Source organism: Mycobacterium sp. 1245111.1 (assembly GCF_001673405.1).
Lineage (GTDB): Bacteria > Actinomycetota > Actinomycetes > Mycobacteriales > Mycobacteriaceae > Mycobacterium.
In genome coordinates, this window is record NZ_LZLV01000034.1 from 35907 (window position 1) to 62683 (window position 26777).

The 26777-nt window shown below is 65.3% G+C and carries 31 protein-coding genes; 14 read left to right on the plus strand and 17 right to left on the minus strand.

The features are described 5' to 3' along the window. Positions 1-103: 103 nt before the first annotated feature. The 3 genes from A5658_RS06115 (at position 104) to A5658_RS06125 (ending at position 3279) form a co-directional block, all read left to right on the plus strand. Positions 104-913, plus strand: a complete 810-nt coding sequence (locus A5658_RS06115; RefSeq protein WP_067332319.1) for a sulfotransferase — start codon at positions 104-106, stop codon at positions 911-913. Positions 914-1064: 151 nt separating this feature from the next. Then, positions 1065-2288 (plus strand): class I SAM-dependent methyltransferase, encoded by a 1224-nt coding sequence (locus tag A5658_RS06120; protein WP_067332321.1) that lies wholly within the window; start codon positions 1065-1067, stop codon positions 2286-2288. Between the two features lie 430 nt (positions 2289-2718). Further along, a complete protein-coding gene (locus A5658_RS06125; RefSeq protein ID WP_156751288.1) occupies positions 2719-3279 on the plus strand; it encodes a hypothetical protein in 561 nt (186 codons plus the stop codon). A gap of 15 nt (positions 3280-3294) precedes the next feature. Here the strand turns inward: A5658_RS06125 and A5658_RS06130 are convergent, their stop codons facing one another. Then, positions 3295-4344 (minus strand): bifunctional 2-polyprenyl-6-hydroxyphenol methylase/3-demethylubiquinol 3-O-methyltransferase UbiG, encoded by a 1050-nt coding sequence (locus A5658_RS06130; RefSeq protein WP_067332324.1) that lies wholly within the window; start codon positions 4342-4344, stop codon positions 3295-3297. Between the two features lie 165 nt (positions 4345-4509). On the opposite strand from A5658_RS06130, the gene A5658_RS06135 reads away from it, so the two are divergent. From A5658_RS06135 to A5658_RS06170, 8 genes are all read left to right on the plus strand, one after another. Next, complete coding sequence (locus A5658_RS06135; RefSeq protein ID WP_067332326.1) at positions 4510-4890, plus strand: hypothetical protein; 381 nt, start codon at positions 4510-4512, stop codon at positions 4888-4890. 172 nt (positions 4891-5062) lie between these two features. Further along, positions 5063-5452: a hypothetical protein gene (locus A5658_RS27385; RefSeq protein ID WP_156751289.1), complete on the plus strand. Its 390-nt coding sequence runs from the start codon at positions 5063-5065 to the stop codon at positions 5450-5452. 56 nt (positions 5453-5508) lie between these two features. Next, on the plus strand, positions 5509-6420 hold the full coding sequence (gene purU, locus A5658_RS06145) for a formyltetrahydrofolate deformylase (protein ID WP_067332331.1): 912 nt from the start codon (positions 5509-5511) through the stop codon (positions 6418-6420). Positions 6421-6541: 121 nt separating this feature from the next. After that, on the plus strand, positions 6542-7153 hold the full coding sequence (locus A5658_RS06150) for a DUF4178 domain-containing protein (RefSeq protein WP_067332333.1): 612 nt from the start codon (positions 6542-6544) through the stop codon (positions 7151-7153). 12 nt (positions 7154-7165) lie between these two features. Continuing rightward, positions 7166-7660, plus strand: coding sequence for a DUF2617 family protein (locus A5658_RS06155; protein ID WP_067332336.1), 495 nt, complete (start codon positions 7166-7168; stop codon positions 7658-7660). After that, the gene (locus tag A5658_RS06160; RefSeq protein ID WP_067332339.1) at positions 7657-8088 is read left to right on the plus strand and encodes a DUF4247 domain-containing protein; all 432 of its coding nucleotides are present in this window, start codon (positions 7657-7659) and stop codon (positions 8086-8088) included. The genes A5658_RS06155 and A5658_RS06160 overlap by 4 nt, the downstream gene beginning before the upstream one ends. Positions 8089-8112: 24 nt before the next feature. Beyond that, positions 8113-8568: a DUF350 domain-containing protein gene (locus A5658_RS06165; RefSeq protein WP_067332341.1), complete on the plus strand. Its 456-nt coding sequence runs from the start codon at positions 8113-8115 to the stop codon at positions 8566-8568. Then, entirely contained in the window at positions 8565-10124 is a 1560-nt protein-coding gene (locus A5658_RS06170; RefSeq protein ID WP_067332343.1) for a polyamine aminopropyltransferase, read from the plus strand. Before A5658_RS06165 ends, A5658_RS06170 begins: the two co-directional genes overlap by 4 nt. An 81-nt stretch (positions 10125-10205) precedes the next feature. On the opposite strand, the gene A5658_RS06175 is transcribed toward A5658_RS06170, so the two are convergent. Next, on the minus strand, positions 10206-10961 hold the full coding sequence (locus tag A5658_RS06175; RefSeq protein ID WP_067332345.1) for a YebC/PmpR family DNA-binding transcriptional regulator: 756 nt from the start codon (positions 10959-10961) through the stop codon (positions 10206-10208). Positions 10962-11019: 58 nt separating this feature from the next. Continuing rightward, positions 11020-11631 carry a TetR/AcrR family transcriptional regulator gene (locus A5658_RS06180; RefSeq protein WP_067332348.1) on the minus strand — a complete coding sequence of 204 codons (612 nt, stop codon included), beginning with the start codon at positions 11629-11631 and terminating at the stop codon, positions 11020-11022. Positions 11632-11700: 69 nt separating this feature from the next. Between A5658_RS06180 and A5658_RS06185 the strand changes: the two genes are divergently transcribed. Further along, positions 11701-12813: an FAD-dependent monooxygenase gene (locus tag A5658_RS06185; protein ID WP_067332350.1), complete on the plus strand. Its 1113-nt coding sequence runs from the start codon at positions 11701-11703 to the stop codon at positions 12811-12813. Then, complete coding sequence (locus A5658_RS06190) at positions 12770-13525, plus strand: sensor domain-containing protein (RefSeq protein WP_255361318.1); 756 nt, start codon at positions 12770-12772, stop codon at positions 13523-13525. Before A5658_RS06185 ends, A5658_RS06190 begins: the two co-directional genes overlap by 44 nt. An 8-nt stretch (positions 13526-13533) precedes the next feature. On the opposite strand, the gene A5658_RS06195 is transcribed toward A5658_RS06190, so the two are convergent. The 14 genes from A5658_RS06195 to A5658_RS06260 form a co-directional block, all read right to left on the minus strand. Then, positions 13534-14325: a sensor domain-containing protein gene (locus tag A5658_RS06195; protein ID WP_197503070.1), complete on the minus strand. Its 792-nt coding sequence runs from the start codon at positions 14323-14325 to the stop codon at positions 13534-13536. A 29-nt stretch (positions 14326-14354) separates the two neighbouring features. Then, positions 14355-15071: a sensor domain-containing protein gene (locus A5658_RS06200; RefSeq protein ID WP_067332358.1), complete on the minus strand. Its 717-nt coding sequence runs from the start codon at positions 15069-15071 to the stop codon at positions 14355-14357. Further along, the gene (locus tag A5658_RS06205; protein ID WP_067332361.1) at positions 15047-15676 is read right to left on the minus strand and encodes a class I SAM-dependent methyltransferase; all 630 of its coding nucleotides are present in this window, start codon (positions 15674-15676) and stop codon (positions 15047-15049) included. Before A5658_RS06205 ends, A5658_RS06200 begins: the two co-directional genes overlap by 25 nt. 28 nt (positions 15677-15704) lie before the next feature. Then, positions 15705-16304, minus strand: a complete 600-nt coding sequence (pdxT, locus tag A5658_RS06210) for a pyridoxal 5'-phosphate synthase glutaminase subunit PdxT (protein ID WP_067332364.1) — start codon at positions 16302-16304, stop codon at positions 15705-15707. After that, positions 16301-17134 carry an acyl-CoA thioesterase II gene (gene tesB / locus A5658_RS06215; protein ID WP_067332367.1) on the minus strand — a complete coding sequence of 278 codons (834 nt, stop codon included), beginning with the start codon at positions 17132-17134 and terminating at the stop codon, positions 16301-16303. The genes pdxT and tesB overlap by 4 nt, the downstream gene beginning before the upstream one ends. A gap of 9 nt (positions 17135-17143) precedes the next feature. Beyond that, entirely contained in the window at positions 17144-17992 is an 849-nt protein-coding gene (gene pdxS, locus A5658_RS06220; RefSeq protein WP_231997235.1) for a pyridoxal 5'-phosphate synthase lyase subunit PdxS, read from the minus strand. 148 nt (positions 17993-18140) lie between these two features. After that, positions 18141-19190 carry an NUDIX hydrolase gene (locus tag A5658_RS06225; protein ID WP_067332373.1) on the minus strand — a complete coding sequence of 350 codons (1050 nt, stop codon included), beginning with the start codon at positions 19188-19190 and terminating at the stop codon, positions 18141-18143. Beyond that, entirely contained in the window at positions 19190-20320 is a 1131-nt protein-coding gene (locus A5658_RS06230; RefSeq protein WP_067332375.1) for a glycosyltransferase family 4 protein, read from the minus strand. Before A5658_RS06230 ends, A5658_RS06225 begins: the two co-directional genes overlap by 1 nt. Continuing rightward, positions 20320-21261: a phosphatidylinositol mannoside acyltransferase gene (locus A5658_RS06235; RefSeq protein WP_156751290.1), complete on the minus strand. Its 942-nt coding sequence runs from the start codon at positions 21259-21261 to the stop codon at positions 20320-20322. Before A5658_RS06235 ends, A5658_RS06230 begins: the two co-directional genes overlap by 1 nt. Further along, complete coding sequence (gene pgsA, locus A5658_RS06240; protein ID WP_067332377.1) at positions 21258-21914, minus strand: phosphatidylinositol phosphate synthase; 657 nt, start codon at positions 21912-21914, stop codon at positions 21258-21260. Before pgsA ends, A5658_RS06235 begins: the two co-directional genes overlap by 4 nt. A gap of 10 nt (positions 21915-21924) precedes the next feature. Further along, entirely contained in the window at positions 21925-22512 is a 588-nt protein-coding gene (locus A5658_RS06245; RefSeq protein ID WP_067332770.1) for an HIT domain-containing protein, read from the minus strand. Positions 22513-22522: 10 nt separating this feature from the next. After that, positions 22523-24577: a threonine--tRNA ligase gene (thrS, locus tag A5658_RS06250; RefSeq protein WP_067332771.1), complete on the minus strand. Its 2055-nt coding sequence runs from the start codon at positions 24575-24577 to the stop codon at positions 22523-22525. 72 nt (positions 24578-24649) lie between these two features. Then, positions 24650-25273, minus strand: a complete 624-nt coding sequence (locus tag A5658_RS06255; protein WP_067332378.1) for a PaaI family thioesterase — start codon at positions 25271-25273, stop codon at positions 24650-24652. Positions 25274-25306: 33 nt separating this feature from the next. Further along, on the minus strand, positions 25307-26185 hold the full coding sequence (locus A5658_RS06260) for an aldo/keto reductase (protein WP_067332380.1): 879 nt from the start codon (positions 26183-26185) through the stop codon (positions 25307-25309). Between the two features lie 59 nt (positions 26186-26244). Here A5658_RS06260 and A5658_RS06265 point away from each other — a divergent pair, with 59 nt between their 5' ends. Further along, positions 26245-26742 carry a DUF1990 domain-containing protein gene (locus A5658_RS06265; RefSeq protein WP_067332382.1) on the plus strand — a complete coding sequence of 166 codons (498 nt, stop codon included), beginning with the start codon at positions 26245-26247 and terminating at the stop codon, positions 26740-26742. Positions 26743-26777 lie beyond the last annotated feature (35 nt).

Consider the following 26777-nt stretch of genomic DNA (forward strand, 5'->3'; position numbering starts at 1 on the left):
GCCTCTCTTTTGTGCTCGGAGTCCGTCACTGCCGCTTGAGTCGCAATAGCCAGCGTTCGTCGTCTGCTGCTAGTTAATATGTGCTGACGTTAGGGGGAGCGCTATGCCGGCCATTCATTTCATCTCGGGGTTGCCGCGTTCGGGCTCCACCCTGCTGGCGGCGCTGTTGCGACAGAACCCGAATTTCGATGCCGGAATGTCGGGTCCGCTGGCCGGCCTGTTCGGCGCCCTGCTCAGCGAGATGAGCGCGCGCAACGAGTATTCCGTGTTCATCGACGACGCCAAGCGTGAGCGCATGCTGCGGGGATTGTTCGACAACTACTACGCCGACTGCGGCGCCCAGGTGGTCTTTGACACCAACCGCTTCTGGTGCGCATGGATGCCGGCGATCGCGACGCTGTTTCCCGGGGCGAAAGTGATTGCCTGCGTTCGCGAATTGCCTTGGGTGATCGACAGCATCGAACGTTTGGTGCAGCGCAACGTCTTTAGCCCGTCGTCGATCTTCAACTACAGCGCCGGTGGCACCGTGTACACCCGCGCCAATGGCGTGGTGGGACCCGAAGGAATGGTTGGCGCCCCCTACGACGCGCTCAAACAGGCCTGTTACGGCGCGCAAAAAGACCGCCTGCTGCTGGTCCAGTACGAAACGCTGACCAGCGACCCGGCCAAGACCATGCATGCGATCTACTCGTTTATCGGCGAGCCGGCGTTCGAGCACGACTTCGACAACGTCGACTACGACGTCACCGAATTCGACCGACGGGCCGGTACTCCCGGACTGCACACCGTGCGCCACACGGTCAAGGCCGACGCCCGCCCGACCGTGCTGCCGCCCGACTTGTTCAACCGTTTCGTCAACGACGCGTTCTGGCGCGACCCGCACAACATTCCCGAGGGCCTGCAGGTCGTTTAGAGTCTTGAAAGTTGCTCTCGCATAGCCGATCTCATCGGCGCCTTACAAGACGCTCGGATGTTCCAACTGGCCACGAACTCCGTGCGTCACCGCTAAACTCGGCGTGATTCGCGACTCAACAAGTCCATGGTCAAAAGGGGGCAGCGCCGAAGTGAACGACAATCCGCGCGCCGATGTGGTAGCCCGTCAGTACGAGCGTTACCGGTACCCCCACCCCATCGAGGACCTCGAAGTATGGCTGGCCAATAACTGGCAGTGGTACGACCCCAGCCACGCGCACCGAGTGTTGTGGCCGGACCGGGAGTACCGACCCGATCTCGACATCTTGATCGCGGGCTGCGGCACCAATCAGGCGGCGGTTTTCGCCTTCATGAATCCGGATGCGAAAGTCACAGCGATCGACATCAGCCAGCCGTCACTGGATCATCAGCAATACCTCAAGGACAAACACGGGCTGTTCAACCTGGATTTGAATCTGTTGCCTATCGAGGAAGTCTCCTCGCTGAACCGCGATTTCGATCTGATTGTGTCGACCGGCGTACTACACCACATGGCGGATCCGCAGGTGGGGATGAACGCTATAGCGTCCTGTCTGCGACCTGATGGTGCCATGGGCATCATGCTGTACGCGAAATACGGTCGGGCCGGGCTCGAGTTGCTGCAGCAGCTCTTCCGCGACTTGGGACTGAAACAGAACGAATCATCGATCGCGACCGTGCGCGAGACGCTTTCTTTGCTCTCGTCCGAGCACCCGGTGCAACCGTATCTGCGACGAGCCGGAAGCCTGCAATCCGACGCCGAGCTGGTGGACACCTTCCTGCACGGCCGCGAACGCAGTTACACCGTCGATGATTGCGTCGACCTCGTCACCGCCGCCGGACTTGTGTTCCAGGGCTGGTTCATCAACTCGCCGTACTACCCGCACACCTTGTTCGCGCGCCCCAATGCGATCTACCCGTCAATCGAAGCATTACCCGAGCCGGCGAAGTGGGCGGCGACGGAGCGGTTGAACACCGTCAACGCCTGCCATTTCTTCATGGCGTGCTCCCCAGAGCGCCCGAAAGACTCCTATCAAATTGATTTTTCGGCGCAGGCCAGCCTGGACTACGTGCCGTTGATGCGGATGCGCTGTGGACTGTCCGGCAATGAGATCTACCGCCCGGACTGGCGGACACCGCTGAATTCAGCCCAGCTGCCCTTCGTGCAGCAGGTCGACGGACAGCGGACCATTCGCGAAATCGCTGCGTCCGTGCACGGGGAAGCCTCGTCGCGGGGCAGCGTGGCTGACGTCGAGAAATTCGCCCGCAAGCTATTCGAGGCGCTGTGGCGCTACGACTTCCTGTCAATGGCGCTCCCCCCAGGTTCGCAGCACTGAGGCGATGAACGGTAGACGGGCCGTGTGCCTCTATCAAGGCGCTGAGCAGTCGGTGGTACCGGAATAACGGCGTTTAGTCAGCATTAATACCGGGGGAACTGGCGGCATCGGCGGCCACGCAGCCCCGGGCGTCCTACCTCAAAGGCTCTGGGTAGGCAACACAATTCGAGAGGCCCGCGATAAGCGGGCCTCTGTGCTGTGTGTCCCATCCCGTTGACGCCTGACTTTCACGAAAATTCTCGTCCTCGGGAACTGCCGGTTTGCCAACCACATTGAAGGTGCACTTGCGTCCGTTTGACCCGATGAGAGCCGGGGTCGGTCAATATACGACAGACCACAATGCGACGAAGTGAATACGACAAACTCGGTGCGGCCGAGATGATTTGAGCAATGCGTTAACAGCGCTACTGATGCACGATATCCTCGCCCCATGACTGATAGGCCTGTGACTGAGTCCTCGTCCACCGAAACCCAGAAGCCAGCCGCCGAGAGCGGGTCGACAAGAAATCCATTGCCTTCGCTGGGCGGATCGGACGTGTCACGCTGGATCGCGTCTGCGGCCTTGGCGGTCGCGGTGCTCGCGACTACCCTTGCCGCACTGGCGTATTTCCACCCGGCACACCACCAAGCGTCGGTAGCCCAGCAGAGCGGTGACGCCAAGGCAAACGTGTGCTCCGCCTACAAGGCGGCCAAAAGGTCGGTGGTCAGCAATACCCATATGCAGAGCCGAAACCCGAATGATGCGGTTGCGGAGCTCGCGGTTGCCACCAACGCGCGGTTGGCCCTTATCGGCGGCGGCGCTTATCTGAAGGACCGGCTTGACGCGAACGCTGCGGCGCCGGCGGATATCAAGGACGCCGTCAATTCTTTCGCCAACACGATTGAGCAGCTGGGCACCAACTACCTGGCCGGAGCGGGGCCCGAAGCTCAGGATCCGCTGCGCAAGGACTTGGACTCCCAGATCGCTCAGGCCGATAAGTTGTGCGCCTGACGGACCGCGATGCTGCTACTCGCTACCGCTTTTTCGGTAGACGAGCCAGCGCATTTCGATCGGGGACGCCTCACGTTCGACGTCGAACACGTCGAGACCGCTGACCCAACGGGCGTACCAACTGGTGGGTGGCCAGGCGCCCTCGGGCAGATGGGCTTTCTCGTATTCGTAGACCGAGTCGTCGCCTACGAGTGTGAACGGCAGCAGGCGCATCGCGTTCTCGAGTTCTTCTCTGGTGAAGATCGCGGTATAGACCTGCTGCCCAAGCTCGCGCGCGGCGTCGTCAGGAAGATATCCAGGACACGCGAGGAACACATTGAACACTAAGTGTCCTCCGGGCACCAGACAGCGGTCCGCGAGTTCAAACACGCCCCGCAATTGCTGCGTTGTTCTGAAGTCCGACACCACTTCTGAGAGCAGGATCAGTTGATAGTCCCAGCGCAGGTCATTCGTGCTCGCGAAGACGTCGCGTTGAATCACCCGGACATCCAACGCTTCTCGCTGCGCCTCCGCGCGGATGATGTCGGCGAACGTGGCGGTCATCTCGACCGCGTCCACCGGGTGGCCGCGTCGGGCCAGCGCCAAAGCGTTGCGCCCGGTTCCGGCGCCAATGTCCAGCACCCAGTGGGATCGCGGATCGGCCGCTTGGCCGGCAAGCGCCCATATCCGCGCGTCCGGTTCGACGCCGAACAGGGGCGGCTCGCGCGTGCCGACCCAGTGGTCGTAGCTGCTCTCGATCGTCGCCCACTCGGATCGCACATGGTAGTTCAGCGCCCTGCCGACCGGAAAGTCGTACGAGATCACAATTCTCGACCGCGGCGACGCTCGGAATGCTTCGGCAAGTTGGCTCTCCAGCACGTTCCTGAGGTGAGCAAGTTCTGTTGCAGTGAATGGCGCGCCCAAGCCGGTGAAGACCGTGTCGCACATCTTGACGTACTCGTCGATCATGCCGGGAGCGGCCGATAGGCTGATCTGCCCGGTGGCCACCGATCCTCGGTGCAACCGTCGGGCCATCGCTTCGCGCAACGCCGCCGAATCGATCGATGGCAACGGTTGATCCTCCATCAAATCCTTCTACACCAGCCCAACCCGTCGGCGTGACGAAATCGGCAACCCCCGCCAGAGGTCCCCCGCTCACCGGAACAAGCTGTTGCGAAAGGTTTTTCAACTCCCCAAACCATCTGGGTCAAACCCAGTACCGCGCACCAGTGTTCACGCATACTGAGAGGCATGCGGATAAGCGGGGCGTTCCTGGCTGAAAAGGTCGAAGCGGTCGACAACAAACTCAATGTGAAGGGCGGGGTGATCTCGAACTACAAAGTCGGACGCGATCGAGTAGCGAAATTTGACATCGTGGTGCTGACGCAAAGCGACGACGCCGACGACACCGGTAGTTCGGATCGCCTGGTCGTCATCGAGGTGTCGCCGCCCAACGGTAGCGAGCCCTTGCATATGCACCGCGAGCTGCCCATGAACTTGACGAACGCCGCCGTCGGCTTTGCCTGCTTCCAATTCCAACTCACCCTTAATCTCAATGGCCGCTGGCTCATTACGATGCAGGGCGGAGCGGGACACGTATCGCTGCCGCTGACAGTGAGTGGTCCGCGCTAGTCGGCCGCGCAGCCAATAAGTCTCTTTGAATTCGTGCGTTTCGCGACTCGACCCCGTTTGTCGAACTATTTTGGCGGCAAGGGTGAGAATTCCCTGCTGACATGGAGGTAGACCTATGGCCCGTCGCAGCGGTGGTCCACGAGATCGCCGATCACACAACATCATTAACGCGATGGGCGGAAATGCGGCCGCCAGCATGATGCTGGTTGCGGTATTGACCCTTGTGGGCGCCGCTTCGACCGGGTGCAATCACACCATCGGCGGCGTGGCTGTCGTGCATCCCGGCGGTACCGGCTTTGCGACCGACGACCCTGACGGCAACGGCGGCGACGGCGCGCCCGGTGACAATGGCAACGGCGGTGCGGGTGGCAAAGGCGGTAAGGGCGGAGCTGGCGGCCACGGAGGTGCCGGCGGCCGGGGCGGCAACGGCGGGAATGGCGGCCAGGGCGGGTCGGGTGGCATGCCCGGTCAGGGCGGCCAGGGCGGCGCCGGTGGCCCCGGTGGCGCGCCCGGTCAGCCTGGAGAGCCCGGCCAACCAGGAGAGCCCGGCCAACCAGGCTGAGGTCGGCGGCGTCAGGCTCGGGCCGGGCTCTGCACGCGCGAGGGATCGTGAGGAAGATGACCAGCCCAGTCGACAGTGACAAATTCGCCCGTGCGAAGCGCGAAGGCCTGCCCGCCAAGGACATCGGCCGACTATTGCTGCGCTGTGACGACCGGCCCGGTCTGGTGGCGGCGGTCAGCACGTTCCTAGCTCAGGCGGGCGCCAACATCGTCTCGTTGGATCAGCACTCAACCGAGCAGTCCGGTGGAATGTTCATGCAGCGCACCGTCTTTCATCTGCCGGGGTTGGCCGCTGCACGAGACGATCTGGCTCGCGACTTCGCCGGGCAGGTTGCCGAGAAGTTCGGGATGGACTTCCGGCTTACCGAGGCGGCCAAGCCCAAACGAGTTGCCATCATGGCGTCGACCGAGGACCACTGCCTGCTAGATCTGTTGTGGCGCAACCGTCGGGGCGACCTTGGCATGTCGGTGGTGATGGTGATCGCCAACCATCCCGACCTGGCCGACCAGGTCCGCCCGTTCGGCACACCGTTTGTTCACATCCCGGCACACAAGGACATTCGCGAACAGGCCGAGCAACGTCAGCTCGACTTGTTGCGGGGCAACGTCGATCTCGTGGTATTGGCCCGCTACATGCAGATCCTCACTCCGCAGTTCCTGGAGCAATTGGGCTGCCCGATGATCAACATCCACCATTCCTTCCTGCCGGCGTTCATCGGCGCAGCCCCCTACCGGCGGGCCAAAGAGCGGGGGGTCAAGCTGGTCGGCGCGACCGCGCATTACGTAACCGCTGACCTCGACGAGGGCCCGATCATCGAGCAGGACGTCGTGCGGGTCGATCATCGCCACGGCGTCGACGACCTCGTGCGTTTGGGCGCCGACGTCGAACGGGCCACGCTGTCTCGCGCTGTGCGGTGGCACTGCGAGGACCGCGTCGTCCAATACGGCAACCAGACCGTGATCTTTTGAATCGATATCTTTCCTGGCCGCCGCGGACATCGACTAGATAACCGCGCGAGCCCAGCAAAGCTGCTACTTTATCGGCACTATTCATCGCCGCGGCGCGGTCGGGGTGCACGAAGGGTTGCGCATGAGTTCAGTGCTGCTGGTGCTCGCCGCGGTGTTGTTCATCGCCGCAGTCGCCGTCTTCATCGTCGCGTTACGTCGCCCTAAGACTCCGCGCGGCAGCGGCCGCGAGGATCCGCTCGCGTTCGCCACCGCGGCACCGCAATTCGGGCCCCGCCAGCTCGGCCCTGGCGCGATCGTCAGCCACGGCGGCGTCGACTACGTGGTGCGCGGCTCGGTCACCTACCGCCAGGGCCCGTTCGTCTGGTGGGAACACCTATTGGAAGGCGGCGACGAGCCGATCTGGTTCAGCGTCGAAGACGACGACGGTCGGCTCAAACTGGCGATGTGGACGGCCCGCAAGGACCTGCAGTTGCAGCCGGGCGGCCAGCATGTGGTCGACGGCGTGACTTACCACGAATCAGAGCGCGGCCATGCCGGCTACACCACCGAGGGCACGACCGGACTGCCGCCCGGCGGCGACATGGACTTCGTCGACTACGTCAATGCCGATGAGACCGCCCTGTTGTCCTTCGAGCGCTGGGCGCCGGAAACACCCTGGGAGGTATCGACCGGCAAAGCCGTGCTGGCCGGCGAACTCACCGTGTACCCGGCACCGCCGCCGGCATCCGAGTAGGGACCGTCATCCGTGCCCCTCCACTATCTGTCGGTCACCCCTGTCGACGTCCGCGGTTCCGAGCTCGGGCTTGCCCTGAACACACCCGCTCCGCTCCCCCTGGCGGCGTGCCGTCTGGCTCATCCCGACGGCGGGATACTGGTCCTGGGCGTCTTGGGCGCATCGCACGTCGTCACCGTCGAGCATCCGAATAGCGTGTTCTCCGAACAGGTCTCGTGTGACCTCGAAGGCGAGCTTCCCGAATCCAGCCAGGCCGCCGGATACCATCTCGAGTCGAGCATGGACCTGCACGACGAGTCCGCGTTCCGTGATCTCGCCGACCGACTGCGCGCGCGTTGTGCCACCGAGAACGGTTGGCTCGGCGGCACATTCCCGGGCGACGACGCCGCGCTGACCGCGCTTGCCGCCGAGCCGGACGGGCCGGGTTGGCATTGGCAGACCTGGCACCTCTACCCCGCCGAAGTTGGCGGAACCGTCGTCTACACCAGCAGCCGATGGCGCCCATGAGCCGCGGCGGAATGTTCGTGATGGCGTTCGGGCTGGCCGCCTCCGCCTTGCTCAGCCTGATCTTCGGGATATCCCTGCAGCACAAAGACATTCGTTCTTATATCGCGTCGCACTACCACGAATATTCCCGCGATGCCGGCGGCGCCCGATATCTGTGCACGGGCTCGCCCGCCCAGACGGCCAACACCCTGATCGGCTACCAGAACCCGGCCGCGCACGCCTCCAACAGCGGCACCGAATACCTGCGCTATGACGACGCGATCGTCTCGGTCGGCGCCGACGGGACGCATCCATGCAGCATCCGCGTCGAGGACTTGGCCGCCGGCTACAGCCACGGCTCGTTCATCTTCCTCGGTCCCGGGTTCTACCCCGGGTCTCCGTCACACGGATCGGGCGGCAGCACCGGCGGCCCGGGCGGAACAAAATGACCTGCAGAAGAAGGAGATTCAGTCATGTATCTAGCCGTTGAGTTGGGCTCCATCGACCTCAATCCGGTCTTCCAAGGGGCACTGGCCACCATTTCCTACTTCCTGGTCGGCACGGCCGTCCTCGTCCTCGGCTTCACTGTCGTCGACGTGCTGACCCCGGGAAAGCTGCGACAGCTCGTATTCATCGACCGTCGCCCCAATGCGGTGATCCTCGCCTGCGCCAACTACATCGCGGTGGCCGCCGTCGTCATCTGCGCGATTACCAGCAGCTACCGACAACTCGGTCAGGGGCTCATCGGGGTAGCCATCTACGGGATCATCGGCGTCATCTTGCAAGGCGTCGCCATTTTGGCCATGCACTTCGTGATACCGGGCGATTTCCACGAACACATCGACGAGCCAGAATTGCACCCGGCGGCGTTCGCCACCGCCGTGATGCTGCTGGCCGTGGGAGGAGTGACCGCTGCCGCGCTGACATGACATCGACTGAGCAGCAGCCCGATCCGGCCCAGGAGCTATCTACCCGCTGGCGCGCAGTCCTGCTCGCCGCGGTGGCCGCGTGTGCGGCCTGCGGCATCATCTACGAGCTGGCCCTACTGACGCTGTCGACCAGCCTGAACGGCGGCGGCATCGTCGCCACCTCACTGATCGTCGCCGGCTACATCGCCGCGCTGGGCGCCGGCGCCCTACTGGTCAAGCCGTTACTGCCCTGGGCAGCAATCACTTTCGTCACGGTCGAAGCCCTGCTGGCCATTATCGGCGGGTTGTCCGCCGCGGCGCTGTACGTGATGTTCTCGTTCATCGGTGGCTCCCTGCTGATGCTCGCGGTGGGCACGGCACTGATCGGCGCACTGGTCGGCGCCGAGGTACCGCTGTTGATGACGCTGTTGCAGCAGGGACGGACCGCGGGTGCCACCGACACCGGCAGGACGCTGGCCAACCTCAACGCCGCCGACTACCTGGGTGCGCTGATCGGTGGACTGGTGTGGCCGTTCGTGCTGCTGCCCCACCTCGGCATGATCCGCGGCGCCGCGGCCACCGGCATCATCAATCTGGTTGCCGCGGCGGTCGTTTCGATCTTCCTGCTGCGACGAGTGGTGACCTTGCGGCAGCTGCTGACGGGGCTGGCCGCGCTGGGCCTGGCACTTGCACTGCTTGCCACCCTCTTGGCGCGAGCCCAGGACATCGAAACCACCAGCCGCCAGAGGCTTTACGCCGACCCGATCATCGCTTTCCGACAGTCGGCGTACCAGGAAATCGTCGTCACCCGCCGCGGAAACGACATGCGGCTCTACCTCGACGGCGGCCTGCAATTCTCGACCCGCGACGAGTACCGCTACACCGAAAGCCTGGTCTATCCCGCGCTCGGCGCCGGGGCCCACTCGGTGCTGGTACTGGGCGGCGGCGATGGTCTGGCGGCGCGTGAACTGCTGCGCTCCCCCGCCGTCGACAATATCGTGCAAGTCGAACTCGACCCGGCCGTCATCGAATTAGCCCGCACCACAATGCGTTCCGCCAACAGTGGATCGCTGGACAATCCCCGGGTGCACATCGTGACCGCCGACGCCATGACTTGGCTGCGCGCCGCGAAGGCGCCGTCGTTTGACGCCGTCATCGTCGACCTGCCCGACCCCGACACACCGGTGCTGGGCCGGCTGTATTCCACCGAGTTCTACGCGCTGGTGTCGCGCGTGCTCACACCCGGCGGATTGATGGTGGTGCAATCGGGCAGCCCATACTCGACCCCAATCGCGTTCTGGCGGACCATTTCCACTGTCACCGCAGCAGGTTACGCGGTCACGCCGTACCACGTGTACGTCCCGACGTTCGGCGACTGGGGGTTCGCCCTGGCACGACGGGGCGACACGGCGCCGCGACCCGCGGTTCCCCGCGACGCGCCGCCACTGCGCTTCCTCAACCCGTCGGTCCTCGACGCTGCAACGGTTTTCGCACCCGACGTGCAACGCCGAACGCTGGAGCCGTCGACGCTGGAACACCCGCGCGTCGTCGAAGACATGCGCCACGGCTACGACTAATCCTTCTACGCCGAGATCGACGCTAGCGTGAGAAAGCGCGAGACAGCTCCTCGCTAACGTCGATTTCGGCGATGCGGGAGATTAGTCCTCGTCGAGCGCGGCGAGCACCTCGTCGGACAGATCGACATTAGTCCAGACGTTCTGCACGTCGTCGCTATCCTCCAGCGCGTCAACCAATTTGAAGACCTTGCGCGCACCGTCGACGTCGACCGGCACGCTGACCGAGGGCTGGAAGCTCGCCTCGGCGGAGTCGTAGTCGATGCCGGCGTCCTGCAGGGCGGTCCGCACCGCAACCAGATCGGTTGGCTCGGAGACGACTTCGAAGCTCTCGCCCAAGTCGCTGACGTCCTCAGCGCCGGCCTCCAGCACGGCGGCGAGGACGTCGTCCTCGGTCAGGCCGTTCTTTTCCAGCGTCACCACGCCCTTGCGGGAGAACAGGTAAGACACCGATCCTGGGTCGGCCATGTTGCCGCCGTTGCGGGTCATCGCCACCCGCACCTCGCCGGCCGCGCGGTTGCGGTTGTCGGTCAGGCACTCGATGAGCACCGCGACGCCGTTCGGCCCGTAGCCCTCGTACATGATCGTCTGGTAGTCGGCGCCGCCGGCCTCTTCGCCGGCGCCCCGCTTGCGGGCCCGCTCGATGTTGTCGTTGGGCACCGATGTCTTTTTCGCCTTCTGGATGGCGTCGTACAGGGTCGGGTTGCCCGCGGGGTCACCGCCACCGGTTCGCGCCGCAACCTCGATGTTCTTGATCAGCCGGGCGAATTCCTTGCCGCGGCGCGCGTCCTTGACGGCCTTTTGGTGCTTGGTGGTGGCCCACTTGGAATGGCCGCTCATCAGCTGTTACCTCTTCTGTCGCTCATAATTCGCCTGCCGAGTCTACGTGGCGGTTCGCTTACGGCGTCTTCGCGGCACCGAGCCTGACCAGCGGCAAGAAAATCTCGTCGACGATCTCTTCGATCACTTCGTCGGCGACCGGCTTCAATGTCATCATCAGCTCGTAACGGAACAGCTCGACGGGTACCCGCGCGACGCGGTCGCTGACCTGGCCGGCCCGAATCTCACCCCGCGCAACGGCACGGGCCATCACCTCGTCGAGCATCGCATCGCGACCGCCCTGAACGAAGGCCCCGAGTTCGGCGAGGTTGGTGTTGGCGTCGCGGTAGAACCCGCCGAGCTGGGTGAACACCAGCATGGCCAGCCGCACCCGCAGCTTGTTGGCCAGTTTCAGCAGCCCGATCACGTCACCGCGCAGACTCCCGGTGTCCGGCGCATCGACGAATTCCGTCTTGACGTACTGCGTCAGGGTGGCCACCACCAGGTCCTGCTTGCTCGGCCACCGCCGATACAGCACCGCCCGACTGGTCCCCGCGCGCGTCGCCACCGCATCCATCGTCAGCTCGTCGTACCCGCGCTCGGTCAGCTCCTCCCACGCCGCATCGAGCAACGCGGTTTCCAGCGCCTCACCACGTCGGCGCTGCGGCGGCGCCCCTTCTTTAAGAGACATTGCGTTTCCTATCCGCTCGCGCTAAGGTCCGTTAGATACACATCGTATCTTATCGAGGGAAGGGTTTTGATGCGGATTCTGGTTGCAGGCGCCGGCATGGCCGGACTCAGCGCGGGCATCACGCTCGGCGCCACCGGCCACGACGTCACCATCGTCGAGCGCGCGAATCATCTGCGGGTGAACGGGTCTCCGATCGACATCCGCGGCGCGTCGCTGGAGGTCGCCGAGAAGATGGGCGTTCTCGACGCGATTCGCGCTCGCCGCGTGGACATGAGCGAACGCGTCGAGTTCGTCGGTCGCAACGGTGAGCTGCTCGCCGAGATGCCCGACAGCGAATTCAACGACTCCCTCGACGACACCGAGATCCCCCGCGAAGATCTCGCCGCCGTACTGCGCGAAGCCCTGAATCCGGCCACCGCGCTGCGCTTCGGCGAATCGATCGTCGAACTGCGCGACGACGGCGACGGTGTCGACGTGCGTTTCGCCTCCGGTGAGCGGCAGCGCTACGACGTGGTAGTCGGCGCGGACGGGATGCACTCCGCGACCCGTGGGCTGGTGTTCGGGCCCGAGGACCGGTACTTGCGCCATCTCGGCTTCTACGTGGCGCTGGCCGACCTACCCGGCCACGTGCAGGCCGATCGCCGCAACCCGATGTACAACGTCCCAGGCCGCATGGCGGGCATCGCGACCTATCGCGATAAGGCGTTGGCGGTGTTCATGTTTCGCTCGTCCTGGATTGACTACGACTACCACGATCTGAACGCACAGAAGCAGATCCTGCGCGACGCCTTCGACGGTCACACCGAATGGAAGATCCCCGAACTCCTGGACGCGGCCTCGCGAGACGACGAGCTCTACTTCGACTCCGTCAGCCAGATCCATCTGCCGTGCTGGCACGGCGGCCGGGTGGTGTTGGTCGGCGACTCGGCCTACTGCGCGTCACCGTTGTCGGGCCGCGGGACGAGCCTGGCGATGACCGGCGCTTGGCTGCTCGCCGAGGCATTGAGCGACCACCCCAACGATGTCGCCGCCGCGTTCGATCAGTATGAGCGCGAACAGCTTCCACACGTCACCTACGCGCAGGGCACCGCAGGCCCCGGCGGCGATGTGCTCGTCCCGGCCACCCAGTCGGACATCGATGCTCGCAATCAACAATTGCGCGGCACCGTCGGGTCGATATGATCGCCGCGTGCGTCATAGCGGCTCAGGCGGAGACGGGACGAATCATTCGTGGGTAGTACGAGCGGCCGCACTGTGCGCCGTCACAGTTGCCACGCTGTGCGTGCTGTCACCATCCGCCCATGCCACCAATATCCCTCCGGGACGGATAGTTTCGCTGATCCCATCCGACGACGAGGTGAGCCAATATGTTGGCCTGCCGGTCACGCAAGCGGGCCCGGTCGGCGTACGGCCCCGGGCACCCGATCACCTGGATGAGCGCGACGACTGCCGGGTGCTCACGTACACCAACACCGTCGATGTGTTCGGCACGGACTACTCCGCATTCCGCAGCCAAGTGTGGACGTATCAGCCCGACGCAGATCAAATGTACGTAAGCCAGGCTGTAGGCACGTTCGCCAGCACAGCCAACGCAGTAGATCGCTTCAACGCGGTCTACAACCCCAACCTTTTCCACACCTGCGACCATGCGCAGATGCGCGGGATCCCGATGCATCCCGGCATCTCGGTCGAACTCTACGACTTCAAGCTCAACGACGTTGTCATGATGTGGACGCTGGCGAGCAAGTACTACGGGCAGTACACCGGGTACAACACCGTCGTGGTCGCCTGGCACCTCGCCAACGTCATCGCGATATCAAGCGTCGGACAGCAGGGCAATCCGGCTCAGGCGGTCAAGCGGCTGACCGATCACATTCTCGATCGCGTTGGCTGACAACCCGATCAGGCGTCGGGGAACCAGATCAGCATCCGGTCGGTGAGCTGAGCGGCGGCCGCGGCTCCGCGATCGCCGCGCTCACACACCGAGGCGTACACCACGACGTTGCTTTTCAGCCGGGCCTCGTACCCGCAGCTCCAATCGGTCGGTTGGCCCCCGTTGAGTTGGACCCGACTCCAACGCGCGGTGGCGCCGTCGACACTGGAAACGTCGAAACGCCACGTGATTTGCGTGTTGTTGTCGCGCGGGTTGTTGACGGCCACCGAGTTGCAGTTCGTCAGAGCCGGCGGGAAGGCGGCGGCGAATGCGCGACGCGCGGCTTCGGGGTCCTCGTAAGACCCGGCGCCCTGCCCGACGACGTGGTCGGCGTTGTCTTCGGCGTTTTTCTGTTGCGCGCCTTTATAGGCGGTCCAATCTCGGCCGTAGTCGTGAACCGTCGGCCCGAACAGCACGGCGCATGACGAGCGGTCGCCCAAATCGATTGCCGGCGCGGGCTGATTGAACAGCTTCTCGAAGCCGAGCGGCGAACCGACCATCGGTCCCGACACGTCGGGCGGCACTAACAAAGTGCGCAGGCGGTCCGGCGTGACCAACGGCGGCGGAACGGGTTTCGCGGATGCGCTGGCCGACGGTGGGCCGCTGGGTGCGAGCGCGTCGGACGTCTGGCCCTTCGCGGTGTCCGTCGGTGCCGGAAGGCGGACCGGCGCGGGGCTGGCGCCCGGTCCCGAGTGCGAACAACCCACGCTCAGCACGGCCGCGAACCCGATGGAGACGACGCCGACAAGGACACGTTTCATCGGGTGCGCATCTACGCGATCGGCCCGCATCAGGACGGAATCCGGTTTGCGATCAGGTCGACCAGTTGCGCGGCCACCGGAGTTCCGTTGCCGAACTGACACTCCGAAATTTGAAACATCACGTTGCCTTTCGCTTGAACCTGGTAAGCGCAATGCCAGCTGGAATCCTGCCCGTCCTGCAACTCGGCAATCTTCCATGTTGCGCCGGCGCCCATCACCGAGACGCCGAGAACGCTCCACTGGTTTCCGCCCGCGTCAGTCAATATCTTTGAGCTGCAACGGTTTACCAGATCAGTGGTGAAGGTATGCCGAAAGACACGTGCGACGACGAGCGAATTCGGATATGTCGCCACATATTGCGTGACGGAGAACTGGAGATCATCCGGATTGTCTTGCTGCGCAAGCTGGCGGAAAGCGGTGAAGTCACCACTCCACTGGTTGACGTCGGAGCTGACCAGCGTCTGGCACTCGTCGTGGCCAGCCGGCGCGGCACCGGGCGACGGGTAGACGCCCCCGATCCGATGCAGCGGCAACCCGACGACCGAGCTGACGTCGTCGTCGGAGAGCACCAGAGAGTCGATCTTGTTTTGCGGTACCACTGGGTTGGCTGCTGCGGGTGAAGCGACGAGGACACATACCGCCGCGAAAACCGCTGCGACGCTGGATACATATCGCACGTCGGGAAGTGTAATGGACCGCCGACGCACTTCGATGCACCAGTTCAGTCCGGTTTGATCCACCGCCACTGCATCGACCCCCAGGACTCGGCGTCGGGCAACAGATCGCTCACCGCTCGCACCACTCCGGGCCACCAGTCGGCCTGGTAGTCGTCCCCGGACAGCCAGCCGCCCGGTTTCACCTTCGGGGCCCACGCCGTGATGTCGGCGACCACGCTGTCGTAGTCATGGCGGGCGTCGATGTGCACCCACGCGAACGATTCATCGGCGAATAGTGCAGCGGCGGCGACGGAGTCGCTGATCACCAGCTGGATCCTGTCGTCCAGCCCGCAGCCAATGATGTTGCGGTGCAAGAGCCCGGCGAAGGTGCCGCCGCCATGCTCGACGGCGGGCCCGTGCGCGTCGATGTCGGCGCGGCCTTCGCTGCCGCTTCCCCGCGCGGTGTCGACGCCGACGATCCGGTTGCCCAGCCCCGCGTCGCGCACCACCTCGCCCAGCGAGCAGATGCTGCGCCCTAGATAGCAGCCCACTTCGCCGAACCAACTGCCGTCGGGGAAATGCGCCACCGCCTCCTCTTGATGACGGCGCCACTGAAACCACCCCGGGATGTCGCGCCAACTCCGGACGGGATCGTCGAACTTACTGGTCACCGCGTCGCCGGCCGAAGAGTTCATGCTCAGCTTTTGACCGCGAAGTCTGACTTCAAACACTCCGGCCGTTGACGATGTCGACGAACAGCTGGTGGATGCGCCGGTCGCCGGTCACCTCGGGATGAAACGCCGTCGCCAGCATCGGGCCCTGCCGGACCGCAACGGGATGCTCCGCGGCCCGCGCCAGCACCTGCACGCCGTCGCCGACCCGCTCCACCCACGGCGCGCGGATGAACACCCCGTGCACCGGCTCGTCGAAGCCGTCGAACGCGACATCGCCTTCGAACGAATCGACCTGACGCCCAAAAGCGTTGCGCCGCACGGTGATGTCGATCGCCGACAGCGGAAGCGCTTCGCGGCCGGCGGTTCCGGCGTCGCGAATCTCGCTGGCCAGCAGTATCATTCCCGCGCAGGCGCCGTAGGCCGGCATTCCGGAAGCCAACCTCGAGCGCAGGGGTTCCAGCAACTCCAACTCACGCAGCAGGTGGCTCATCGTGGTCGACTCCCCGCCGGGAATCACCAACCCGTCGACGGAATCAAGCTCCGAACGCCGTCGCACGCTGCACGCCGATGCGCCCGAATCACGCAACGCCGCGAGATGTTCACGGACATCGCCCTGCAGCGCCAAGACGCCGATGCGAACGGCGGTCAACGGTGATCGCTCGAGAAGCGCGTCAGGCCTTCCTGCATGACGGCCGCGACCATCTCGCCGTACTGGTTGAAGATCTTGCCCTGGCACAGCGCACGCCCACCCGTCGCCGACGGCGAGGACTGGTCGTAGAGCAGCCACTCGTCGGCGCGGAACACCCGCATGAACCACATGGCGTGGTCCAGCGACGCCACCTGCAGGTGGTCACGCTCGTCGAGATGGGTGACCTGGGCCGAGCCGAGCAGGGTGAGGTCGCTCATGTAGGCCAGCGCGCAGATGTGCAGTACCGGATCGTCGGGCAGCGGATCGCGATGCTTGAACCAGACCTGTTGCTGGGCAGCCTTGCCCGCGACCTGGTGGACCTGATCGCGCGGCACGATCCGGATGTCCCATTCCTGGAACTGTTTGAAGCCCTCGTCGTCGAACACCTTCATCGACTTGAGCCCCGGCAGGTCGTCCGGCGGTGGTGCCGAGGGCATCATGTCCTGATGGTGGATGCCCTCCTGATCGGTCTGAAACGACGCCGACATGGAGAAGATCGTTTCGCCGTGCTGGATCGCGTTGACCCGTCGCGTGCAGAACGAACCGCCGTCGCGCAACCGCTCGACGATAAAAATCGTTGGCGCCGAGGAGTCTCCGGGGCGGATGAAGTACCCGTGCAATGAGTGGACCAGGAAGTGCGGGTCGACCGTGCGGACCGCGGACACCAGCGATTGGCCCGCCACCTGGCCGCCGAAGGTGCGCTGGAAATTTCCCTGCTCCGGGCTGAATACGCTGCCCCGGTAAATGTTGACCTCGAGCTGCTCGAGGTCAAGGATCTTCTCGATCGACACGGACTGTTTTTACCAGCCGCGCTGGGCCAGGCGATGCGGCTCCGGTACCTGCTCGACGTTGATGCCGACCATCGCCTCCCCGAGGCCGCGGGACACCTTGGCCAGCACGTCGGGGTCGTCGTAAAACGTGGTGGCCTTCACAATCGCCGCTGCGCGCTGCGCCGGATCCCCGGACTTGAAGATGCCCGAGCCGACGAAGACACCCTCGGCGCCGAGCTGCATCATCATCGCGGCGTCGGCCGGCGTCGCGATACCGCCGGCGGTGAACAGCGTGACCGGCAGCTTGCCCGCACGGGCGACTTCGACGACAAGGTCGTAGGGCGCCTGCAATTCCTTTGCCGCCACGAACAATTCGTCCTCGGACAGGGAGCCGAGCCGACGAATCTCGCCGCCGATGGCACGCATGTGCGTGGTGGCGTTGGATACGTCGCCGGTGCCGGCTTCACCCTTGGAGCGGATCATCGCGGCGCCCTCGTTGATCCGCCGCAGCGCTTCACCGAGATTCGTCGCGCCGCAGACGAACGGCACGGTGAACTTCCACTTGTCGATGTGGTGGGTGTAGTCGGCGGGTGTCAGCACCTCGGACTCGTCGACGTAGTCCACGCCAAGGCTCTGCAGGATCTGCGCTTCGACGAAGTGACCGATACGCGCCTTGGCCATCACCGGGATGGTGACCGCGGAGATGATGCCCTCGATCATGTCGGGGTCGCTCATCCGCGATACGCCGCCCTGAGCGCGAATGTCGGCGGGAACGCGCTCGAGCGCCATCACCGCGACGGCGCCGGCGCCTTCGGCGATCCGGGCCTGCTCGGGGGTGACGACGTCCATGATCACGCCGCCCTTGAGCATCTCGGCCATGCCGCGCTTGACCCGCGCGGTTCCGGTCCGCGCTGTGCCATTTGCGCCGTGCGGCTGAGCGCTATCCACGGTCGATCTCCTTCAACTGGTCTCACCCAATTCTAGGGGTGGACGCCAAATCGTATTTCCTGGCCGCGCTGCCAGCGCCTTAGCGGATGGACTGTAGCTGCCGTGGCCGATCCGGCGCGCTGGCCTGCGCAGCTGCCTCGGCGAGCAGTTCGGGCAGCTGAAGCGGATAGACCGTCTCCCCGGAGTTTGCCAGCTCAACGATGTCGGCAGCGTCACACCAGCGATGGCAGTGGATGTAGCGGTTCTCCAGCTCGGTGCGTCCGCTGGTGTTCGGCTCGAAGCGCCGGGTGCGGTGGACGAAGAAGAATTCCTCGCTGTCGATCTCGGCGCCGTTGAAGTCGAACACCGCGTCGCGCCGCCAGATAGGTCCGATCATGTCGGTGGGATCGGCCCGCAGACCGGTCTCCTCGGCCAGTTCGCGCACGGCGGCTTGGCCGAGGGATTCTCCGTCGCCGACCCGGCCACCCACGGTGAACCACCACCGCGGCGCCGCGGCCAGGTCCTGGCCGGCCGCGGGATCGGAACCGCACAGCAGCAACACCGCCCCGGTCTCGTCGAGCAGCACCACCCGCGCCGAGGTGCGGCGGTCGACGGGATGGCGATCGGCCTGCCGGAGTGCCTGCGATCGCTCGGCGATCTCGAAATAGGTTGGCAGCTTGGCTGTTCCGGCCAACCGGAACAGCCGCACCAGCCGCTTTTCGCGCAGCGCGAGCGTGTCGCGAACCGCATCGTTGTGGAATCGGCGGGCCAGCACCACGCGGGCTTCGGCGTCGGCCAGCTCGGCGATCACACCGGCCGGCACCGAGGCCGGATCGACCATCGCCAGCGCGGCGGCCAACTTGTTCTCGCATCCTTCGCGGGCCTGGCGGGGAGCGGTCTCTGCCGCGTCGGCGGCGGCCACCAGTTCCTTGGCTTCGGCGTCCACCGGGCCGCCGAAGGCGTTCGCGGCGACTGTCCGAGCCACCACTGCCCGGCGGGCCAACGCCGCGTCCAGCGCCTGCCAGGACAGGTCGTAACGGACATGCAGGCGGTCGAGCCGATTGGCCGCCCGATATGCCCAGGCGCCGAACCCGACCAGCACCAGCAGCAGCGCGACCAGGGCCGCGACCAGCCCAATCGTCCACCACATCAGCCGGCCACCTGGACTTTGTTGCCGCTGACAGCAACGGTCTCGTAGACCCGCATGATCTGGCTGGCCACCACGGGCCAGTCATAGCGGCGCACCGCTTCAGCGCCGGCAGCGACGTAGCGCTGCGCCAGCGACTCGTCGTCCAGCACCGCGATCACGCCCTCGGCCAGCGCCGCGCTGTCGTCGACGGCGACCAGCCGCCCGGCTTCCCCGTCGCGCAGCACCCGCCGGAATGCGTGCAGGTCGCTGGCCACCACCGGCGTGCCGGCCGCCATCGCCTCGACGAGCACGATCCCGAAGCTCTCCCCGCCCAGGTTCGGCGCACAGTAGACGTCGGCGCTGCGCATCGCCGACGCCTTGGCGGCATCGTCGACCTGGCCGAGAAAACGGAGGTGACCGGCCAAATCCCCTGCCTTGGACCGTAATTCATCCTCGTTACCACGGCCGGCGATCAACACCTGCAAGCCGGGAAATCGCTCGACCAGGCTGGGCAGCGCCCCGATCAGCACCGCCATGCCCTTCCGGGGTTCGTCGTAGCGTCCCAGGAACAACACCGTCTTGGCCGGCCGCGGATACCCGTCGAGCAGCGGCGCCGAGGCCATCGCCTCGACGTCGACGCCGTTGGGGATCTCGACCGCATCGGACCCCAGCGCCTCCATCTGCCACCGCCGGGCCAGGTCGGACACCGCGATGCGGCCGATGATCTTTTCGTGCATGGGCTGCAGCAATCCGCCGAACACCGACAGCATCAGCGACTTGGTGGTCGAGGTGTGGAAGGTGGCCACGATGGGCCCTTGGGCAATCCGCAACGCCCACATCGACACGCTGGGGGCGTTCGGTTCGTGCAGGTGCAGGACGTCGAAGTCGCCGTCGGCTAGCCAGCGCCGGATCTTGCCGCTGACGGCGGGGCTGATCTGCAGGCGTGCCACCGAGCCGTTGTAGGGAATCGGGACCGCCCGGCCGGCCGAGACGACGTAGTCGGGCAATGTGACGTGCCGGCCTGGCGAAGTCGGTGCCAGCACGCTGACGTCCTGACCGCGGCCGCGCATCACCGCGGCGAGCTGCAGGACATGCGACTGCACTCCGCCCGGCACGTCGAACGAGTACGGGCAGACCATCCCGATCCGCATCAGCTCTCCGCCAATCGGGCCTGGCGTTCCTCCGACAGATCCGCCAGCCACTGCGGCTGGAGCATGTGCCAGTCGGCGGGATGCTCGGCGATGTTGCGGGCGAAGACATCGGCCAGCGACTGGGTGACGACGCCGACGTCGCCGCTGGAGCAGTCCAACGGCGGGAAGAACGTGACTCGGCAATCATCGCCGTCGTACCAGCAGTGCACGGGCAGCAAGGCTGCCCCGGTGGTGATCGCCAGTTTCGCCGGTCCGGCCGGCATTCTCGTGGGTTCGCCGAAGAAGTCGACCTGGACGCCGCTGCGGCTCAGGTCGCGCTCGGCCATCAGACACACCACCTTGTTGTCCCGCAGCCGCTCGCTGAGCAACGGGAACGGGGGCTGCTCACCGCCGGACAGCGGAATCACCTCGAATCCCAAGCTTTCCCGGTATTCGATGAACCGCAGGAACAACGACTCAGGTTTCAGCCGCTCGGCGACGGTGGTGAACTTGCCGTAGGTCTGAGCCATCCACACCCCGGCCATGTCCCAGTTCCCACTGTGCGGCAACGCCGCAACGACGCCGCGACCGCTGGCCAGCGCCGCGTCGATATGCTCTGTGCCCGTTGTGGTTTCGGCGAGCAGCCGGCCGAGCGCCTGGTGGTCCATCGACGGCAACCGAAACGCTTCACGCCAGTACCGGGCGTAGGACGCCAGCGACGCCCGCACCAGGCTGGCGGGCACGTCTTTCGGCTCGACACCGACGACCCGGGCGAGATTCTTGCGGAGCTGCTCTGGTCCCCCGTTGCGCGACGCGTAGAGCGCTCCGGCGTCGAAGACGTTGCGTGCCGCGAATTCCGGCATCGTTCGCACTGTCAGCCAGCCGGCCGCATAACCCCAGTCGGTCAGTCGACTGCCGAGCGAAAGACCGCTGATGCCAGGCAGTTTCAGACCGCCGATCACGACTCGGTCTCTCCCGGGTTGCCCGGCGGCGGTAGTGGAGTGCCCGCGCCGGTCGAGTCCCGCACGGTGTGCAACCGCTGAGCACAGGTCACCATGCTCGCGGCGGCCAGCAACCACATCGCCGAGGGCAGCGCCCAGTGCAACGGAAAGATCGGCAGGTCCGACAATCCCGCGCCGACCAACACGATGATCAGCCGCTCCGGCCGCTCGATGAAACCACCACCGCCGCGCAGCCCACTGGCTTCGGCGCGGGCTTTGATGTACGAGATCACTTGGGAAGTCACCAAGCAGATCAACGTCGCCACGACCAGTGGGCGGCTGTGGAGGCCGAAAGCCGCCCACCACGCCAGCCCGCAGAACACCGCACCGTCGCTGATACGGTCGCAGGTGGCATCGAGCACCGCGCCAAACCTGGTGCCGCCGCCGCTTTCTCGCGCCATCGCACCGTCGACGAGGTCGAACATCACGAAGAACCAAATGACCAGTGTGCCGGCGAACAGCCGTCCGGTCGGGAAGAGTGTCAACGCTGCCAGCACCGCGGCGGCGGTCGCGACGATGGTCACACCGTCCGCCGTGAACCCCGCGCGCAGAAATGCCCGCGCCACCGGTGCGGTGGCTCGCGCGACTCCCTCGCGGGATAACAGCTTGCTCACGACGGCCCGCTCATGATTGCCGGGCCCACTCCGCGGCCAGCAGACTGCGGGTGTCACGCAGCAATTGCGGGATCACCTTCGAGTCGCCGATGATCGTGATGAAGTTGGCGTCGCCACCCCATCGCGGCACCACGTGCACATGCAGGTGCTCGGCCAGCGAGCCGCCGGCCGAGTGGCCCAGGTTGACCCCGACGTTGAACCCGTGCGGGCGGGACACGTTCTTGATGACGCGAATTGCCTTCTGGATGAACGCCATCAGTTCGGCGCTTTCCGCCTCCGTCAAATCCTCGATCTCGGAGAAGCGACGGTAAGGCACCACCATCAGGTGCCCGGGGTTGTATGGGTAGAGGTTCAGCACCGCGTAGACCAGTTCGCCACGTGCCACCACCAGACCGTCCTCGTCGGACAGTTGCGGGATGTCGGTAAAAGGCTGTTCCTTGTTGCCGTTGTCCCGCTTCAGTGGCCCCTCGGCCAGGTAACTCATCCGGTAGGGCGTCCACAGCCGCTGCAGGTGATCGGATTCTCCGACACCTCGGTCTATTAGGGCCGTCGGCTCCTCGCACTCGCGCTCGTCGCCGCCGTCACCGAAGTCGACGATCGAGTCGTCGTCAGCCACGGCTGGTCACCTTAACCAAATCGGCGGTGGGAACTGCGTTTTCACGGTCGACAACCCACTGCTTGATGACGGCCACCGCTTCGTCGCGAGGAACGCCGTTGATCTGCGTGCGGTCGCCGAACCGGAAGCTGACCGCGCCGGCCTCGACGTCGCGATCGCCGGCGAGCAACATGAACGGCACCCGTTGGTTGGTGTGGTTGACGATCTTCTTGGCCATCCGGTCGTCGCTGGCGTCAACATCGACCCTGATCCCGTTCGACTTCAGTTGCGCGGCAATGTCTTCCAAGTAGGACAGATGGCCGTCGGCGACGGGGATGCCGACCACCTGGACGGGCGCCAGCCAGGCCGGGAACGCCCCGGCGTAGTGCTCGGTGAGGATGCCGAAGAACCGCTCGATCGATCCGAACAGCGCGCGATGGATGAGCACCGGACGTTGCCGCGAACCGTCGGCAGCGGTGTACTCCAGGTCGAACCGATCGGGCATGTTGAAGTCGAGCTGGATGGTCGACATCTGCCAGCTGCGACCCAGCGCATCCTTCACCTGGACCGAGATCTTCGGGCCGTAGAACGCGGCGCCGCCCGGGTCGGGAACCAGGTGCAAGCCCGAGGCCTCGGCCACCTCGCGCAGGACGTCGGTCGCCTCGTCCCACACGTCGTCGGAGCCGACGTATTTCTCGGGATCCTTGGTGGACAGCTCCAGATAGAAATCGTTGAGGCCGTAGTCGGCCAGCAGATCCAACACGAAGCCCAGCAACGACCCCAACTCGTCGCGCATCTGCTCGCGCGTGCAGTAGATGTGCGCGTCGTCCTGAGTCATGCCGCGCACGCGGGTCAAGCCGTGCACGACGCCGGACTTCTCATACCGGTAGACGGTGCCGAACTCGAAGAGCCGCAACGGAAGTTCGCGATAGGAGCGACCCCGGGACCGATAGATCAGATGATGCATCGGGCAGTTCATCGGCTTGAGGTAGTAGTCCTGCCCGGGTTTGCGGACCGTGCCGTCCTCGTTGAATTCCGCGTCCATGTGCATCGGCGGGAACATGCCGTCGGCATACCACTCGAGATGGCCCGAGGTGATGTACAGCTGTTCCTTGGTGATGTGTGGGGTGTTGACGAACTGGTAGCCCGCCTCCAGGTGCTTACGCCGCGAATAATCTTCGAGTTCGCTGCGGACGATGCCGCCTTTCGGATGGAAAACCGCTAGGCCCGAACCGATTTCGTCGGGGAAGCTGAACAGATCCAACTCGACGCCGAGCTTGCGGTGGTCGCGTCGCTGAGCCTCTTCCAGCAACTCCAGGTGACGGTCCAGCGCCTCTTGCGATTCCCACGCGGTGCCGTAGATGCGTTGCAGGCTGGCGTTGTTCTGATCGCCGCGCCAGTACGCCGCCGAGCTACGAGTCAGCTTGAAGGCGGGAATGTGTTTGGTGGTCGGTATGTGCGGACCGCGGCACAGATCGCCCCAAACACGTTCGCGGGTGCGGGGATTCAGGTTGTCGTAGGCGGTCAGCTCGTCGCCGCCGATTTCCATGATGTCGGGGTCGCCGGACTTGTCGTCGACCAACTCGAGCTTGTAGGGCTCGCCGGCCAGTTCGCCGCGGGCCTGGTCCTTGGACTCGTAGACCCGGCGGTCGAACAGCTGACCCTCCTTGACGATCTGGCGCATGCGCTTTTCCAGCTTGTCCAGATCCTCGGGCGTGAACGGTTCCGCGACGTCGAAGTCGTAGTAGAAGCCGTCGGTGATCGGCGGCCCGATGCCGAGCTTGGCGTGCGGGAACAGATCCTGCACGGCCTGAGCCAGCACGTGGGCGGCCGAATGCCGGATCACGCTGCGCCCGTCGTCGGTGTCCGCCGCCACCGGGACGACCTCGGCGTCGGCGTCGGGAACCCAGCTCAGGTCGCGCAGCTTGCCCTCGGCGTCACGCACCACGACGATCGCGTCGGCGGCCCCGCGGCCCGGCAGTCCGGCTTCGCGCACCGCCGCCGCCGCGGTCGTCCCGGCAGCCACCCGGATCGGGGTTGCTGACGCGGGGTGTGCGAGGGCGGTCATCGACGCGGTCTCCATGGCTTTCGGGTGTTCAAACGGTCGGAGACCATGCTATCGGGGTGAATACGGCCAGCCTTACGGCTGGCCGGGTTTGAGCAGAACGAACAACGCCTCGGCTTCGGTGAGCACGGTGTCCCCGTCACTCAACCGGCCGGAGACGAAGACCTTGCGGCCCTCCACCCGGTCGACTCCCGCCGCGATCTGCAACTTCTTCTCGATCGGCACGATCTGGCGGTAGTTGATGTGCAGATACGCGGTGCGCTGCCGGGGTCCGCCGGTGAGCACCGAGGAGGTCAACCCGAGCACGGTGTCGAACAGCATTCCGAGGCATCCGCCGTGCACGGCTCCGTTGCGGCCCAGGTGGAATCGGGCGAATCGAGCCCAGCCCTCGATGCGGCCGTCGTCGGTCTTGTGCGCATTCATCGGGACGGTCAGGATGTTGCCGCGCATCGGCAGGTCCATCCGCCGGCCCGACGGCGAATTCCACTCGTCGGTGTCGTACGGGGCGAGCAGCCCGGACAACTTGTCGAGCAGGTCGGCAGCCTCGGTGATCACCTCGTCGGGCGCGTCGACCGCGCGGGCGTGGTCCTGCAGCGCACGAACACCGTCGATGAACCGGCCGTAATCCGGTCCGCCTTTGGAGCTGGGGTCGGGCGGGTTGAAGCCGCCACCGGGATGCCACGCGTCGTCGGAAGCCACCCGAACACCGTATTGCCCGGTGTCGACGTGCCCTTAGTCGGCGTTCTGCTTTCCGAGTTCGCTCAGCTTGTCGAACTCGTCGTCGCTGAGTTCGATCTCGGCGGCCGCGACGTTCTCCTCCAGGTGCGCGACGCTCGAGGTACCCGGAATCGGCAGCACCACCGGCGAGCGCTTCAGCAGCCAGGCCAGCGCCAGCTGTGAGGGCGTGGCGTGACCGTGCTCCTCGCCGAGCTTGGCCAGCGGGCCGTCGGGGCCCGCGAGCGGCCCGGCCGCCAGCGGGAACCACGGGATGAAGCCGATCCCCTGCTTGGTCGACTCGTCGAGCAGCGCTTCGGCGCTGCGGTTGGTCAGGTTGTAGAGGTTCTGCACCGACACGATCGTCGCGATTTTTTGCGCGGCGTGCAGCTGGTCGACATTGATCTCCGACAGCCCGATGTGCCGGATCTTGCCTTCCTGCTGCAGCTTGGCCAGCTCACCGATCTGGTCTTCGAGTGGGAACTTGTCGTCGATGCGGTGCAGCTGAAACAGGTCGATGGCGTCGACGCCGAGGCGGCGCAGGCTCAGCTCGGTCTCCTGTCGCAGATAGGCCGGGAAGCCCAGCGGAATCCACACGTCGGGCCGGGTGCGCAGCAGACCGGCCTTGGTGGCGATGACCAGACCGTCGTAGGGATGTAGCGCCTCGCGGATGATCTCTTCGGCAAAGTACGGGCCGTAGGAATCCGCGGTGTCGATGAAGTTGACGCCGAGTTCGGCCGCGCGCCGCAGCACGCGGATCGCTTCGTCGCGGTCGGCGGGCGGGCCCCACACGCCCTTGCCGGTGAGACGCATCGCGCCGTAGCCGAGGCGGTTGATCGTGAGATCGCCGCCGAGAGTGAACGTTCCGGATGCCTGAGCGGGAGCTTGGGTAGTCACCTCGCCGACCGTACGCCTGCCGGGACAGGCCGGCCACGTTCGCGTGGCAAGCTGAGTCGGTGGACTTGCACACGATTGCGCAGTTGCCGTTCACCTATCCGGAAGTGGGCGCGACCGCTGGGCCGTTTCCACCGGGGTACCGGCACATGGGCTACTCGGCCCACATCGGCATGGGTCAGCTTCGCTTCGAAGAGGCCGCCGACGCGGTCATGCACTGGGGCATGCAGCGGGGATCGGGTCTGCGGGTTGAACCGAGCACCGACACGATCACGCCCGGCACGGTGGTCGTGGTGAAAATCGGTTTCCTCAAGGCGCCGTGCCGGGTGGTTTACGTCGTCGACGAGCCACATGTGCGCGGGTTCGCGTACGGCACGCTGCCGGGCCATCCCGAGATCGGCGAGGAGCGGTTCGTGGTGCGCCATGACCCAGTCACCTCGGCGGTGTTCGCCGAAGTCTCGGCCTTCTCGCGGCCGGCGACCTGGTGGAGCAAAGCCGGTGGGCCCTTCACCTCGCTGCTGCAGCGCGTGATGAACAAGCGCTACGTGCGGGCGGTCTAGGCCGGTCTGACGCCATGGCGGCGCGCCGACACGTA

What these genes read in the sequence shown, in the direction of transcription:
- A5658_RS06115 (WP_067332319.1), top strand. Translation starts at nt 104, where the DNA reads ATGCCGGCCATTCATTTCATCTCGGGGTTGCCGCGTTCGGGCTCCACC.
- A5658_RS06125 (WP_156751288.1), top strand. Translation starts at nt 2,719, where the DNA reads ATGACTGATAGGCCTGTGACTGAGTCCTCGTCCACCGAAACCCAGAAG.
- A5658_RS06130 (WP_067332324.1), bottom strand. Translation starts at nt 4,344, where the DNA reads ATGGAGGATCAACCGTTGCCATCGATCGATTCGGCGGCGTTGCGCGAA.
- A5658_RS06135 (WP_067332326.1), top strand. Translation starts at nt 4,510, where the DNA reads ATGCGGATAAGCGGGGCGTTCCTGGCTGAAAAGGTCGAAGCGGTCGAC.
- A5658_RS27385 (WP_156751289.1), top strand. Translation starts at nt 5,063, where the DNA reads ATGGGCGGAAATGCGGCCGCCAGCATGATGCTGGTTGCGGTATTGACC.
- purU (WP_067332331.1), top strand. Translation starts at nt 5,509, where the DNA reads ATGACCAGCCCAGTCGACAGTGACAAATTCGCCCGTGCGAAGCGCGAA.
- A5658_RS06150 (WP_067332333.1), top strand. Translation starts at nt 6,542, where the DNA reads ATGAGTTCAGTGCTGCTGGTGCTCGCCGCGGTGTTGTTCATCGCCGCA.
- A5658_RS06160 (WP_067332339.1), top strand. Translation starts at nt 7,657, where the DNA reads ATGAGCCGCGGCGGAATGTTCGTGATGGCGTTCGGGCTGGCCGCCTCC.
- A5658_RS06165 (WP_067332341.1), top strand. Translation starts at nt 8,113, where the DNA reads ATGTATCTAGCCGTTGAGTTGGGCTCCATCGACCTCAATCCGGTCTTC.
- A5658_RS06170 (WP_067332343.1), top strand. Translation starts at nt 8,565, where the DNA reads ATGACATCGACTGAGCAGCAGCCCGATCCGGCCCAGGAGCTATCTACC.
- A5658_RS06175 (WP_067332345.1), bottom strand. Translation starts at nt 10,961, where the DNA reads ATGAGCGGCCATTCCAAGTGGGCCACCACCAAGCACCAAAAGGCCGTC.
- A5658_RS06180 (WP_067332348.1), bottom strand. Translation starts at nt 11,631, where the DNA reads ATGTCTCTTAAAGAAGGGGCGCCGCCGCAGCGCCGACGTGGTGAGGCG.
- A5658_RS06185 (WP_067332350.1), top strand. Translation starts at nt 11,701, where the DNA reads ATGCGGATTCTGGTTGCAGGCGCCGGCATGGCCGGACTCAGCGCGGGC.
- A5658_RS06190 (WP_255361318.1), top strand. Translation starts at nt 12,770, where the DNA reads ATGCTCGCAATCAACAATTGCGCGGCACCGTCGGGTCGATATGATCGC.
- A5658_RS06195 (WP_197503070.1), bottom strand. Translation starts at nt 14,325, where the DNA reads ATGAAACGTGTCCTTGTCGGCGTCGTCTCCATCGGGTTCGCGGCCGTG.
- A5658_RS06205 (WP_067332361.1), bottom strand. Translation starts at nt 15,676, where the DNA reads ATGAACTCTTCGGCCGGCGACGCGGTGACCAGTAAGTTCGACGATCCC.
- pdxS (WP_231997235.1), bottom strand. Translation starts at nt 17,992, where the DNA reads ATGGCCGAGATGCTCAAGGGCGGCGTGATCATGGACGTCGTCACCCCC.
- A5658_RS06225 (WP_067332373.1), bottom strand. Translation starts at nt 19,190, where the DNA reads ATGTGGTGGACGATTGGGCTGGTCGCGGCCCTGGTCGCGCTGCTGCTG.
- A5658_RS06230 (WP_067332375.1), bottom strand. Translation starts at nt 20,320, where the DNA reads ATGCGGATCGGGATGGTCTGCCCGTACTCGTTCGACGTGCCGGGCGGA.
- thrS (WP_067332771.1), bottom strand. Translation starts at nt 24,577, where the DNA reads ATGACCGCCCTCGCACACCCCGCGTCAGCAACCCCGATCCGGGTGGCT.